Here is a 12957-nt window from a genome sequence, read left to right as displayed (position 1 = left end):
CTGCCGCATGGTCGCGGCCGGGTCGGCGCCGGCGACGATGCTCGCCTCGGCCTGGCCGAGCGGTCCCCAGATCGCGTTCATCGCGGGGATCGCCGGCAGCGGCTGGCCGTCCGCCCCGGCCTGCGCGAGGAAGCCGATGTCCGGGTCCTTCGCGGACGCCTTCGCGAGCGCGGAGGTCAGCGCGGGCGGCTCCGGCGAGGCCTGGTAGAGCGCCAGCTGGCCCTCCTCGGAGCCGATCTCGTGCAGCAGGAACTCCTGGGCCAGCGGCAGGTTCCTGGCCTTGGCGGAAAGGTAGAAGCTCTGCACTCCGATGAACGGGCGGGCCCGGCCCTTGCCCGCCCACCCGGGCACGGCCGAGATCGCGTAGGGCACCCCGGCCTGCTTGAGCTGGCCGAGCGCCCAGGGCCCGGCGACCAGGAACGGCGTCTTGCGCCCGGTGAACAGCGCGATGGCGTTGGTGTCCACCGAGCGGTTGAACAGCCCGGCGCCCTTCTCCCCGTACTGCTTGAACAGTTCGCCGGCCGCGATCGAGCCCGGTCCGCCGACCCCGAGGTCGGCGGTGTCGTAGCCGCCGTCCGCCTTGGCGGCGAACAGGTAGCCGCCGGCCGAGGTGAACAGCGGTTGTAGGGCGTACGCGTTGCCCTGCTGGCCGATCGGCAGGGCGAGCGGGAGCTCGCTCTTCCCGTCCTTGACGGCGCCCTGCCCGGCGGCGGCCAGGTCCTCGAAGGTGGTGGGTGCGTTCGGCGCGAGCTCGGTGTTGCGGAACAGCACCAGGTTCTCCGTCGCGTACGGCAGCCCGTACGGCCGGCCGTCGTAGGTCACGGCCTCCAGCGCGGCGGGCTGGAACAGCGCCTTCTGCGCCTGGGTGAGCGGGACGGGCGCGACGACGCCGTTCTGCACCAGGTTGCCCAGCCAGTCGGAGGCACCGACCACCAGGTCCGGGCCCTTGCCCGCGTTGGTGGCCGAGACGTAGGCCTGCTGGGTGTTGACGGACTGCGGGGCGACGGTGACCTTGACCCCGTGTTCCTTGCCGAACCGGTCGGCGAGCGGCTGCAGGGCGGCGGCCTGCTGGGTCTGCGCCCAGATCACCAGGTCGCCCTCCGGGCCCGCGATCGGCGGGGCGCTCATCGGGTCCCCCGCCGCCGCGCCGCTCGCGGACGAGGTGCCGGTGGACGGCGCGCCGGCGGGCGAGGTGCCGCCGCAGGCCGTGACCAGCAGGGCGAGGACGCCGAGTGCGGCGTGTCTGCGGTAGCGCATCGTCCGAGACTCCTTCGTTGGGGAGGGGCCGGGGCCCCGGGGTGGGACAGCGGGTCAGATGCCGTCCGCCGGGCGGTGCCAGCGGTCGACGGTGAGGTCGAGGCGGGTGTCGCGGTCGACCGTCAGCGGGTGCATCACCCGCAGGCCGTTCTCGTCGACGGCGTCCAGGCCCCAGCCGCGCGAGACGCCACCGTCGAAGCCGGTGCCGCGCGGGACGGCGATCCGGCCGCGGAAGCGCCCGGGGCCGTCGGGGCGGCAGGGCAGCGGGCCGTACATCACCGGCGTGTCGTGCGGGGTGCCGTCCGGGACGGTGACGACGACCTCCAGGACGGGCCGGGCCGCAAGCTCCGGCACCACCTCGACCTCGCAGTGCCCGCTCAGCCCGTGAGCCCGTACGGTCACCGCGGTGCGCCCGGCGGCCAGCGGGCGCAGCAGCCCGTGCGGCGAGACGGCCGCGACCTCGGGCCGCTCCACCCGGTAGTCGGCCTCCAGTGCGGTGTAGCGCACGCCGTCGGCCCGCACCGCGGCCGGGTTGACGGCGCTCCAGGTCTCGCCGGGGGCGAGCCGCAGGTGCGCGGCGGCGGTGAGCGAGACGACCGGCGAGGGGCCGCCGAACAGGTGCAGCAGCGCGTGCCGGGAGCGGGGGCGCCAGGCGTCCTCGTGGTGGGGTGCCTCCGGGTCCTCGTAGTAGAGGAGGTCCGCGCCGGAGGTGTAGCCGGCCTCGTCGAGGAGCTGGACGGCCAGTTCCCGCGCGGGCCGGGCCATGATCAGGCCCTCCCGGCCGCCGATGTCCAGCCAGAGCCGGCGGGGCCCGCGGCGGCGGTAGCGCTCGTGGACCACCTTCTCGCCGAGGTCGGCCGGGTCGACGTGGGTGAGGAACGGAGAGAGAACGGCGGCCAGGCCGAAGACCTCGGGACGGCGGAAGGCCATGTGGTAGGCGACCAGGCCGCCCATCGAGGAGCCCATCACCGCGGTGTGCTCGGGCCCGGTCCTGGTCCGGTAGCGGGCGTCGACGAACGGCTTGACCTCGTCGGTCAGGAACGCCTCGTAGCGGTGGCCCTTGAGCGGGGTCCCGGGCGTGCGCCAGTACTCGGCGACGTGCGAGTACTCGGTGCCACGCTCGGCGCCGGCGTTGGGCACGCCGACCGCGATCAGCTCGGGGATCAGGCCTTCGGCGTACAGCTGTTCCAGCGTGCGGTCCAGCGCCCAGGTGGGCCGCTGCCCCTGGTCGAAGACCTGCTGGCCGTCCTGCAGGTAGAGCACCGGGTAGTCGGCGCCCGGGTCGTCGTCGTAGCCGGGCGGCAGGTGGACCAGCAGGTCCCGCTCGTTGCCGAGCAGTTCGGAGCGGAAGCCCGGAATGCGTTCGATCCGGCCGCGGCGCACGGCGGCCCGGGCGGTCCCGACACCCCCGGCGGCGCTCATCGGGCCACCGACCAGACGTGCACGGCCGGGCCCTCGGCGGGCAGGTCGCGGCCGGGGACGAGCTGCGGCCCGCCGAGCAGGTGGGTGGCGTGCCACTCGCCGGCCACCGGCGGGTGGTCGGCCCGGCTGATCTGCACCAGGATCCGCTCCCGCTCGTCCTCGCGCTCGAACAGCAGGACGTCGCGCTCGGCGAGCAGCCAGCGCAGCCCGCCGCCGCTGAGCGCGCTGTGGTTGCGGCGCAGCCGGATCAGCTCCCGGTAGGTGCGGTGGGTGTGCTGGTCCCAGGCGGACTCGTCCCAGGGGAAGGGCTTGCGGCCCTCCTCCAGGCCCTCGCCCACGACGCCGACCTCGTCGCCGGAGAACACCATCGGAGTGCCGGGCAGGGTGAACAGCAGGGACGCGCCCAGCAGTTGGCGCTCGGGGCCGGCGAAGCTGCGGAACCGCGCGGTGTCGTGCGAGTCCAGCAGAGTGAGGTTGTGCACCCGGCTGCGCCAGGGCAGGGCGGCGCCGAACGCCGTCATGGTGGCCCGCAGTTGGGCGCCACCGTAGTCGGGGATCGGCCCGGGCACCGCCCAGAAGTCCTTCTGGTCGTGCCGTTCGGCGAGCCAGGCCCAGACCGGGCGGGTGAAGCCCGCGTAGCTCATGGTGCCCTGCCAGCCGTCGCCCTTGAGGGTGAGCGAGGCGTCGTGCTGGTGCTCGGCGAGCAGGACGGCGTCGGGGTTGGCGGCCCGTACGGTGGCCGCGGTGGTGGTGGCGACCAGATGGTTGAGTTCGACCTCGCCGCGGCGGCCGGCCATCTGCGCCACGTCGACCCGCCAGCCGTCCAGGTGGAACGGCGCCTTGAGGTACTTGGCGATCACCGAGTCGGGGCCCTCGTAGAGGCGGCGGCGCAGCTCGGGCGAGCGGTGGTCGAAGGTCGGCAGGGTGCGCACGCCCAGGAAGGTGGCGTAGTCGTCGGGGCCGCCCTCGCCGAAGAAGTAGAAGCCGGCCTCGGGGCTGCGCGGGTCCTGCTGCGCGGTGCGGAACCAGTCGTGGTCGCTGCCGGAGTGGTTGAGGGTGATGTCGCCGATCACCTTGATGCCGCGCCGGTGGGCCTCGGCGGTGAGGGCGATCAGCGCCTCGTCGCCGCCGAGCGCGGGGTCGACCCGGTCGAAGGAGACGGCGTCGTAGCGGTGGTTGGAGCGGCCCTCGAAGAACGGGGTGAGGTAGATGACGGTGGCGCCGAGGCGCTGGATGTGGTCGATCCTGCGGACCACGCCCCAGAGGTCGCCGCCGTACATCTGCTGGAGGGCGGCGGCGTCGCCGGTGTGCAGCGGGGTGTCCCAGTCGGCCGGGCGGGCCCAGGCGGCGAGCGGGGCGTCGCCGCCGCGGGCGTAGCGGTCCGGGAAGATCTGGTAGACCACGGCGTCGGCGGCCCAGGCGGGCGGGGCCGGGTGGGTGGTGAGGCGGAAGTCGGTGGCGTCGGGCAGGTCGTGGTCGTGCAGGCCGGCCGCGGTGAGCCAGCGACCGCCGTCCGGGGTGTGCAGCCAGAACCGGTAGTTCATCTCCGGGTTGACCATCGTCAGGCCGACCCGCCACCAGGTCGCGTCGGTGTCGGTGCACTCGGGCACGGCGGCCTCGAAGTGCGGTTCGCCGTCGGGGACGGAGCGCACGAAGATCCGGTCCACCTCCTGGCCGGCCGGCACCCGCACCCGCAGGTCGACCTTCTGCCCGATCCGGGGCGCGAGGTCGCCGACGTAGCGCGCGGAGCCGTCGTGGTGCGGCTGGTGGCGGGCGGCGAGGCGGTGGCTGCGGACCGTGTCCATGGAGCTCCTCGGTCGGGTGAACAGGGTGATGGAGTGCGGCGTTCCGCTTACCGGGGCCGACGAGGGAACCGTAACGGCGATGAAACTGTTGCGCAATACGTTGCTAAGATTGTTTCACCAGCCTCGCCGACCCATGGCCGGGGATTTGTAAGATGCAGGCTCGACCAGTCGGGAGGACCAATTGAGCGGCCCGTCACTACGGGACATCGCCGCCCGGGCAGGCGTCAGCGCCGCCTCGGTGAGCAGGGTGATCAACGACCGGCCGGGCGTCTCCGACGACACCAGGCTCAAGGTCGCCGAGGCCATGCGGGAACTCGGCTGGCGGCCCGACCAGGGCTACGACCCGCACCAGGGTGCGCTGATCGGCATCGTCGTCCCCGAGCTCGACAACCCGGTCTTTCCCCTGCTCGCCTCCGCGATCGAGGTGCAGCTCGCCAAGCACGGCCTGACCGCCGTGGTCGGCACCTCCACCCGCCAGGGCACCGCCGAGCTGGGCTACATCGACGTCCTGCTGCGCAAGGGCGTCTCCGGGCTGGTCCTGGTCTCCGGCCGGCATGCCAACCCGCACGCCGACCACGGCTTCTACCGACTGCTGCACGAACGCGGCATCCCGATGGTGCTGGTCAGCGGCCGGGTCGAGGGCCTGGCCGTACCCACCGTCGCCACCGACGAGGCGCTCGGCGCCCGGATCGCCGTCGCCCACCTGCGCGAACTCGGCCACCGGCGGATCGGACTGGCCGGCGGCCAGGGCTACCTGCGCCCCTCCATCAACCGCCTGGACGGCTACCGGCGCGCGATGCGCGAACTGCTCGGCGAGGAGGCCCCCGCCGACTGGTACGCCGAGTCCTCCTACTCGATCGCCGGCGGCGCCGCGGCCGCCCGCCAGCTGTTCGACGCGGGCGTCACCGCGATCGTCGCCGGCAGCGACCTGATGGCCCTCGGCGTCACCCAGGCCGCCCGCGAGGCCGGCCGCTCGGTGCCGGGCGACCTCTCCGTGGTCGGCTACGACGACTGCTACCTGGCCGCCCACAGCAATCCGCCGCTGACCACCGTGCGCCAGCCGATCCAGGAGATGGGCGCGGCCGTCGCCGAGGCCCTGTGGCGCCAGCTGGAGGGGCACGGCGGCCAGGTCAGGGACTACCTGTTCACCCCGGAGCTGGTCGCCCGCGAGTCCACCGGCCGACTGCGGCACGGCTGACCCGACGCCGAGGGCCGGGACACCAGCGGTGTCCCGGCCCTCGCGCCTACCGCAGCGTCAGTCGTTCGGCACGGTCGCGTACTTCGGGGTGCGCTCGGCCATCTGCCGCAGGGCGTCCTTGCGGTCCCGCTTCGACAGCTTGTCGATGTCGGGGGTGCCGTACAGGTGGTTGATGAGTTCTGACAGCACTCGTCTGGCGAGTCGGGGCTGGGCAGTCGTGGAAGCTGCCCGGCAGTCCCACAACGTTCAGGATCGGTTCTGTGCCATGGACGGTCTCGAAGGCGAAGGTCTGCGTCTCTCCGGGGGTGGGGGACGGCAGCCCGATCACGTCACGCCAGGCCTGGAAGCAGATGAGAACGATCATGCAACACGGCCCGGGAGAAACGCGGCGAACGCCCCCTCCGAGTCCCGCCGGCTCAAGAACACGAGCTCACGGGCGATCGACAACCCAGCGGGCCCCGCACTCGGGGCAGCTGGTCGGCCGGTGATGACGAACCGACGGCGGTATCGGCGGTTGCCAGCGTCTGTGCTTCGTCAGAGGGAAGCAGCGACGATCCGGTCGATCGCGGGCCCGAGGAAGGCGAGCGTCAGTTCTGCCCGCCGGTTGATCCACTGCTGGTCGGCGGGGCCGGGAGTGCCGTAGCGACGCTGCCTGATGTCGTCCACGACGTCCGCGGGGGCGCCCAGTTCGGCGAGTACGTCGAGGGCCTCGGCCTTGGTGATCAGTCTGCCGTCCTGCAGGGTCACTGCTGCTCTGGCCAGGGTCAGCAGGCCGAGGTCGACCCAGATGTCGCGCGTCCACCGTTCCGGGTGGTCCAGGGCCGGCCGCCAGAAGTTCTGAAGGTCCTTGACGATGGAATCGGCGAGCTCTCGGTCGGTCACCGGTGGCAGGATCTCGGTCGGTGGCTGACCCTGGAGGACGAGTCCGAAGGCGTGCAGTTCACGCCTGGTCACCGGTGTGATCGGTCGGTGCATGAGCTCCTCGTGGGCCCACGTGAGGTGTGAGCGTGCGGGATCGTCCAACTCGGTGACGGCGGGGTAGCTGCAATGCAGCCTCGACGCGAGGGGGCTGACCCTGCCCAGGGCCTCGTGCATCTCGCCAAGTCGCTGTTCCTCGGCTGCCGTGCACGGTCGGCCGAGGAGAGCGATCAGGTCGAGGTCGCTACGGCCCGGCTGGTAGTCACCTCCGGCAAGCGACCCGTGCGCCCATACCGAGAGCAGCGGCACAACCGGCCGCAGGGCGCTGACGAAACGGTCGATGAGATGCTCGGTGATCTGATCTGTCATGAGGACAGTCTGGCCACATGATGACGAACATCCGGGGGGAATGGTTGGACCGGTCTACTGGCCGGCTCTCGTGTTCAACAGCCGACGGTTCCCCGAGGAACCCAGCCTGCCGGTGACCTTGCGTGATCTCCTGGGGCGTATCGGCTCCATGACCGGCCCGGACGAGGAGCACGCCGAGACCTCGATCCTCGCCCTGCACCTGCTCCAGGTCCGCACTCGTCCACGTCAACACCCCCGCTGTGCCGCGCGTTTTCGGCGGCATGAGGGTTCCGTCACCGGTGCGGCATGGGTACGCCTGCGGCGCGGAGTCTGGTCTCGGTGAGCGCGGTCAGCCGGGCCGCGACCGGTGCCTGGTCCTCGCGGTGGTTGTTGATCAGCTTGTACTGGGCCGAAGCCTTGGCCCATGCCCGCAGGCTGGCGCGATCCCCCAGCAGCGCGGGGTTGGCGAGGTAGCGGTCGGCCATGGCCGTCGCGAGTTCCTCGATCCTCGGGTCGTCCGGTTCCCAGGTCTCGGCCTCCCAACCACGCTTGGTCAGGTCGATGTACTCGGGGTCGTCCAGCCCGTGTTCGAGCTGGGTCAGGAAGCCGTCGAAGCCCTCCGGCACCAGTGCCCGGGCCAGTACCAGGGCCTCGCGTTGCGCGGCCACGTAGTCGGGGCTGAAGCCGAGGCCGGGCATCCGGTCCAGGACCGCACAGGCACGGTCGGGCAGCAGGGCCCGGTCGCCGTCGGCGAGCCGGTGCAGCGTGTCGCGGCGGGCGACCAGCTCATCGATGCGCTCGGTGAGCTGCCGCCCGACGTCGGCGAGCGCGGCGCCGAACCGCGCGGCGTCGGCGTCGAGCATGGGCCCGATCTCGGCCAGCGGCACGCCCGCGGCGGCCAGCGTCCGTACCTGAACCAGCTGCAGCAGCTCGCCGGATCCGTACCGCCGGTAGCCGGAGCTGTCGCGTTCCGGCTCCGTGACCAGGCCGAGCTTGTGGTAGTGCCGCACCGTCTTCACCGTGACGCCGACGAACGCCGCCGCCTGCCCGATCGTGACTCCGTTCCTCATCAGCCCAGCTTGCCGCAGAACAGCCCGTCGACGAAACGCTGTTGGGCGGTCCGGAATGCCGGTGCTATCGACAGGTCGGCGTCGTCCACCCAGGTCAGCCCGGCAGTCAGGGTCTTGGCGCCGTCGGCTGTGCCGTACATCAGCGCCGCCGAGCCCATGGTGGCGCCGTTGTGGTGGAAGACGGTGCCGCCCTCCGTTTCCTGCGCGAACACCCCCAGGCCGTAGCCGACGGTCGCCTCCGGCGTGCGCATCTCGGCCAGCAGCTCGGCCGGCAGGAGCCTGCCGCCCATCAGTGCGGAGAAGTACGTGTGCAGGTCCCGAGTGGTCGAGATCATGTCACCACCGGCTCCGACCCAGGACGGGTTCTGACGGGTGACATCGACCGTCCGCTCCTGCCCGGCATCCTCGTAGCGGTAGTAGCCGTGGTTGTGCGGCTCGGGGATCTCCGGCGAGACGCCCGGCGCAACGGTGCCGGTCATCCCCAGCGGCCCCAGGACCAGCCGCTGCAACTCCTCGGCGAACGAACGGCCGGTGGCCTTCTCGACCACCAGCCGGGCCAGCACGTAGTTGGTGTTCGCGTAGCTCCAGCCCGCACCCGGCGCGAACCGCGCCGGCCTGGACAGCGACAGCCGTACCAGCTCCTCGGGCAGGTAGGTCTTGAACCGGTTGTCCACCCACTCCTTGCCCTGCCAGGGGACCCCCAGCACGATCGTCCCGTCCTCGTAGAGCTCGCCGGTGTGGTTGAAGATCCCGCTGGTGTGCTGCAGCAGCATCCGCACGGTGATCCGCCGGTCGAGCCCGAACTCGGGCAGGTAGTCATCGGCCGGGGCATCCAGGCCGATCCGGCCCTCGGCCACCAGCAAGAGCACCGAGGCGGCGACGAAGTTCTTGGTGCTGCTGCCGATGCGGAAGTGCCCGTCCGTCAGCGGCTTGGCGCTCTGACCCAGCTTGCGCACGCCGGCGCTGCCGACCCACTCGCCCTGCTCGTCGTTCACCCGCAGCTGCACCCCGACGAAACCGGACGCGACCAACTCCTCGATCGCCTCCTGGAGTTCCGGACGATCCTGCCCCTGGCCGGAAAGGTTGGTGGACATGGTGCTCCTTCACATCGGTTGTGCCCGGGTCGGCGTCGTGCCGCTGCGACGAGCCTCCACCCTGCCCCGAGGTCAACCTCAACTGTGATCCAGCCCACAGCCACTCCCGGTCGACACGCGGTGACCACCCCGGCCCCACTCCGGACCCTGGCAGCCCGCCTCGCTGACCCGCGATGGCGATTCGCCCGACCGGTGCTTCACGAGGACGCCGCTGATGTGCCGGGCCACGGTGGTTGGCACCGGACGGGCTCGGCGGCGTCGGCGTATCGTTCTGCCCGGCCACGACAGTTGGCACTGCTTGGCCGGGATTCTCGGCACGGGCAATGAATCGCCGCGGTTGTCGGCATTCCCTCCCGGAGAACACCGTCGTGGTGATCGAGCCGGACGCACGGCCCGCAGGTAGGCCCTGGAACGGACAGTCCCGCGTGGTCCGTTCACCGCCAGGCGGTGGTGACGGCGATGATGGCAGAGGGCGCCGCCCTTGAGCCGGTGCGGTCGGGGCATCACCGGGTGCCGCCGTCGACCTGGGCCGGGACGCGGCCGGCCCGGGAAGAGCAGGCGCGGTGCTGGCGATCGGCGCGGTCACGGGCGCGCAACCCACCATTGCCTGGGCCAAAGCCCCTTGGTTCAACGACGTGCGCTTCCTCGACGGCGTGAGTGCCGGCGCACTGGCCGAGGCCGCCATGCGGACGATGGATCACGGCCATGCTCTGGACACCCACAGCGTGCGGGAGGGACTCCGTCCCTGGTTCGAGGCCATCGAGGTGGTCTGTGCCCGCGAGCCGCTGCCGGAGGCGATGGCCAAGATGGCGATCTTCCTGCGGGCATGCGGTCTCACCGATGCGTCGTTCGCCCTCTGCGATCGGGCGGACTCCATTGAGCGGATCATGCTGACGGAAGTCGTGCGAGCGGGCACATGGCGCAAGTTGGGTGATCCTGATCGGACCGCGACGGCGTTCCAGCGCGCTCTTGCCCTGGACCCGGCCGACTGGTCGCTGTATCTCGACCTGGCCGACCTACGCGCCGAACAGGGCGACTTCACCACCGCGGTCCAGCTCATCGATCAGGGACTGGAGCACGAGCCGACCGAGGTCACGCTTCGCGCGGCCGGAGCCGCCTACCGTGCCCGGCTCGCGGGCTCGCCCGACGACCTGTGCGAACTCATCGGACTGGTGCCGCACCTGCCGAACGACTCGTACCGGGGCCTGCTGCTTGATCACGCGTGTGCTGGTCCCGCCCTGCCCACCGAGCTCATCGCCGAGGCCCGCCGCCTCCAGAGCGGCTGACGGGTCACGGCGGGGCGCGCCGGTCTGCGGTTCGGCGGCGAGGACGGGGGCAGTCCGTACCAGCCTGCACCTTGTCGCGGTGCCAGGCTCACTGCCCCTGGTTACCGGTCCACGCGCGGGTCGTCAGGCAGCGGCCGAATCGCCCGGGAGCGGGAGGCTGGTTCGGAAGGTCGCCGTGCCCGGTGTGTCGGGAACGGTGAGGGTGCCGCCGTGGACGGCGGCGATGTCGCGGGCGATCGGGAGGCCGAGGCCGGCGCCGCCGTCGTCGCGGCTTCGGGCGTCGTCGAGGCGGGCGAAGCGTTCGAAGACCTTCTCCTGGTCGGCCGGTTCGATCGGAGGACCGTCGTTGGCCACGTCGAGGAGGGCCCGGCCCGCGGCCTTGTCGAGGTCGAGGTCGAGCCGCACGGTGATGTGGTGCCGGGCGTGGCGTTGGGCGTTGTCGAGCAGGTTGGTGAGCAGTCGGCGCAGCCATTGGGGGTTCCCGTGGATGATGACCGGTCCGGGCGTGTGGACGGTGACCGGGTGGGGCTCGGTGCCGCGGGCCGCGACGGTGGCGCGGACGAGTTCGGCGAGGTCGACGGGTTCGTGCGGCCAGTCGTGTCCGGTGGCGTCGAGGCGGGCGAGCAGGAGGAGGTCGGTTGCGAGGGCCTGGAGGCGTTCGGTCTCCTCCAGGGCGCCGGCGACCAGGCCGTTGCGCACGTCGGGGTCGGGGTGGGCGCGGGCGACTTCGAGTTGGGTGCGCAGGACGGTCAGGGGGCTGCGTAGTTCGTGGGAGGCGTCGGCGATGAAGCGCCGCTGTCGGACCCCGGCGGCCTCCAGGCGTTCGAGCATCGCGTTCATGGTGCCGGCGAGGCGGGCGATCTCGTCGTCGCTGCGGGGTTCGGGGACGCGGCGGTCGAGGTCTCGGTCGCCGATGGCGGCGACTTCGGCGCGGATGGCCTCGACCGGACGGAGGGCACGGCCGGTCGAGCGCCAGGTGAGGGCGCCGACGGTGAGCAGCAGGACGGCGCTCAGCGCGGCGAGGGCGGCGGTGGTGAGGTCCTCGGCGGCATCGACGGTGCGCAGGGAGGCGCCGACGTGGATGGTGACCGGGCCGGTGGGGGTGGTGGCCGTGATCGTGGTGACGCGCTGGTGGTGTTCGTCGCCCCGGGCGCCGAGGTTGAAGGTGTCGTGGCCGTCCTGGTGGTCGATGGGGGCGGCTGCGGGGTGGCCGGCGAGGCTCTGGCTGGCGACGACGACTCTGCCGTGCGCGTCGACGACCTGGATGAAGTCGGTACCGTGGTCGAGCGGGAGCGGGCTGGTGAGGTGTCCGTCGGTGGCGAGGCGGGCGACGGCCTGGGCCTGTTCGCGGGCACCGGTTTCGACGGTGCGTTCCAGGTTGGCGCGCAGCAACAGGATGACGGCGGCCGAGGCGGTCGCGAGGACGACGGCGACGCTGAGGCAGGCGGCCAAGGTGGTGCGGGCTCGGACCGAGCGTGGGGCCAGCCGGGCGGTGAGGGCCACGAGACGCGGGTGGCGGGCCAGACGGCGGCGTGCGGCCGCACTGATGCGGGCCGGAGTGCTGTCAGCCACCGTCGGCCGCCAGTCGGTAGCCGGCGCCGCGTACGGTCTGGACGGCGGCGCGGCCGAACGGGGTGTCGATCTTGCGGCGCAGTGCGCTGATGTGGACTTCGACGGTGTTGGGGTCGCTGTCGGGCCCGCTGTCCCAGACCTGTTCGAGGATCTCCCGTTTGGAGACGGCCTCACCTGCGCGGCGGGCCAGGTGGTCGAGGACGGCGAACTCGCGCGGGGTCAACGCGATGTCCGTGTCGGCGCGGGTGCAGGTGCGGGCGGCGGAGTCGACGATGAGGTCTCCGAGGATGGTGCGCCGGGGTGCGCGGGTGCCGATGCGGCGGGCGAGGGCCCTGAGGCGGGCGACGAGGACGACGAAGGAGAACGGCTTGGACAGGTAGTCGTCGGCGCCGGTGTCGAGGGCCTCGGCCTCGTCCCATTCGCCGTCTTTCGCGGTCAGCATCAGGATGCCGGCGTCGCTGCCGGCGGCCCGCAGGCGTGAGCACACCCGGTAGCCGTTGAGGCCGGGCAGCATGATGTCCAGCACGATCACGTCGTAGGCGTGATCGGTGGCCCGGGCGAGGCCGGAGAGTCCGTCGTGGGTGAGGTCGACGGTGAATCCCTCGGCGGTCAGTCCGAGCTGGAGTGCCTGGGCCAGCCGGCGTTCGTCCTCCACCACGAGTACGCGCATGCCCCCAAGGGTGACAGGTGTCCGGCCGAGCGGCCGAAGGGGCCTTCGGATCTTCAGCTGATCTTCAGCATCGCCCGGACATGCTGAGGCTGTCGCCCGGGGACGGCCCGGGCCTGCGGAGGACAGGGGTGGGTGGTGTGAACGAGTCCGTGGAGAACGGGGAGCGGTTCGAGCCGGTCGAGCCGGCGATGACTGCCGGGAGGACGCGCACGGGTCTGGGCCGTGCCGGACGGTGGGTGCGCCGGCGCTCCGGGCGGTGGGTCGCGGTCGGCGCGGCCGTGGTCGTGCTCGGCGGTGGCGCGGCGGCGGCAGCGGTG

11 protein-coding genes and 1 pseudogene are annotated in these 12957 nt (G+C 72.2%); 3 read left to right on the top strand and 9 right to left on the bottom strand.

Translation table 11 applies throughout. From position 1 onward, the window contains the following. From KS423_RS23250 to KS423_RS23240, 3 genes are all read right to left on the bottom strand, one after another. On the bottom strand, window positions 1-1257 hold a 1257-nt coding region (locus KS423_RS23250; protein WP_224281545.1), incomplete at its 3' end, for an extracellular solute-binding protein. Between the two features lie 54 nt (window positions 1258-1311). Further along, window positions 1312-2679 (bottom strand): alpha/beta hydrolase, encoded by a 1368-nt coding sequence (locus KS423_RS23245; protein WP_224281544.1) that lies wholly within the window; start codon window positions 2677-2679, stop codon window positions 1312-1314. Then, window positions 2676-4484, bottom strand: coding sequence for a glycoside hydrolase family 13 protein (locus tag KS423_RS23240; protein ID WP_224281543.1), 1809 nt, complete (start codon window positions 4482-4484; stop codon window positions 2676-2678). The genes KS423_RS23245 and KS423_RS23240 overlap by 4 nt, the downstream gene beginning before the upstream one ends. A gap of 181 nt (window positions 4485-4665) precedes the next feature. Between KS423_RS23240 and KS423_RS23235 the strand changes: the two genes are divergently transcribed. Beyond that, window positions 4666-5682, top strand: a complete 1017-nt coding sequence (locus KS423_RS23235) for a LacI family DNA-binding transcriptional regulator (RefSeq protein ID WP_224281542.1) — start codon at window positions 4666-4668, stop codon at window positions 5680-5682. Between the two features lie 57 nt (window positions 5683-5739). Here the strand turns inward: KS423_RS23235 and KS423_RS23230 are convergent. The 4 genes and pseudogenes from KS423_RS23230 to KS423_RS23215 all read right to left on the bottom strand — a co-directional run. Next, window positions 5740-5853 (bottom strand): annotated as a pseudogene (locus KS423_RS23230) (peptide deformylase); the annotation flags it as partial. A 363-nt stretch (window positions 5854-6216) separates the two neighbouring features. Further along, entirely contained in the window at window positions 6217-6969 is a 753-nt protein-coding gene (locus KS423_RS23225; RefSeq protein WP_224281540.1) for an aminoglycoside adenylyltransferase domain-containing protein, read from the bottom strand. Between the two features lie 272 nt (window positions 6970-7241). Next, the gene (locus KS423_RS23220) at window positions 7242-8018 is read right to left on the bottom strand and encodes a MerR family transcriptional regulator (RefSeq protein WP_224281538.1); all 777 of its coding nucleotides are present in this window, start codon (window positions 8016-8018) and stop codon (window positions 7242-7244) included. Then, window positions 8018-9112: a serine hydrolase gene (locus tag KS423_RS23215; RefSeq protein ID WP_224281537.1), complete on the bottom strand. Its 1095-nt coding sequence runs from the start codon at window positions 9110-9112 to the stop codon at window positions 8018-8020. Before KS423_RS23215 ends, KS423_RS23220 begins: the two co-directional genes overlap by 1 nt. A gap of 563 nt (window positions 9113-9675) precedes the next feature. Between KS423_RS23215 and KS423_RS23210 the strand changes: the two genes are divergently transcribed. Beyond that, entirely contained in the window at window positions 9676-10398 is a 723-nt protein-coding gene (locus KS423_RS23210) for a tetratricopeptide repeat protein (protein WP_224281536.1), read from the top strand. Window positions 10399-10521: 123 nt separating this feature from the next. On the opposite strand, the gene KS423_RS23205 is transcribed toward KS423_RS23210, so the two are convergent. Then, window positions 10522-11970 (bottom strand): HAMP domain-containing sensor histidine kinase, encoded by a 1449-nt coding sequence (locus KS423_RS23205; RefSeq protein ID WP_224281535.1) that lies wholly within the window; start codon window positions 11968-11970, stop codon window positions 10522-10524. Further along, window positions 11963-12640, bottom strand: a complete 678-nt coding sequence (locus KS423_RS23200; protein ID WP_224281534.1) for a response regulator transcription factor — start codon at window positions 12638-12640, stop codon at window positions 11963-11965. Before KS423_RS23200 ends, KS423_RS23205 begins: the two co-directional genes overlap by 8 nt. A gap of 137 nt (window positions 12641-12777) precedes the next feature. Between KS423_RS23200 and KS423_RS23195 the strand changes: the two genes are divergently transcribed. Then, window positions 12778-12957 (top strand): hypothetical protein (locus KS423_RS23195; RefSeq protein WP_374120011.1); only part of this gene is annotated, 180 nt, incomplete at its 3' end.

The organism is Streptomyces sp. LS1784 (genome assembly GCF_020103755.1).
Classification (GTDB): Bacteria; Actinomycetota; Actinomycetes; order Streptomycetales; family Streptomycetaceae; genus Kitasatospora.
Note: the sequence above shows the minus strand (reverse complement) of the source record. Positions and strands in the feature narration are given on the sequence as shown.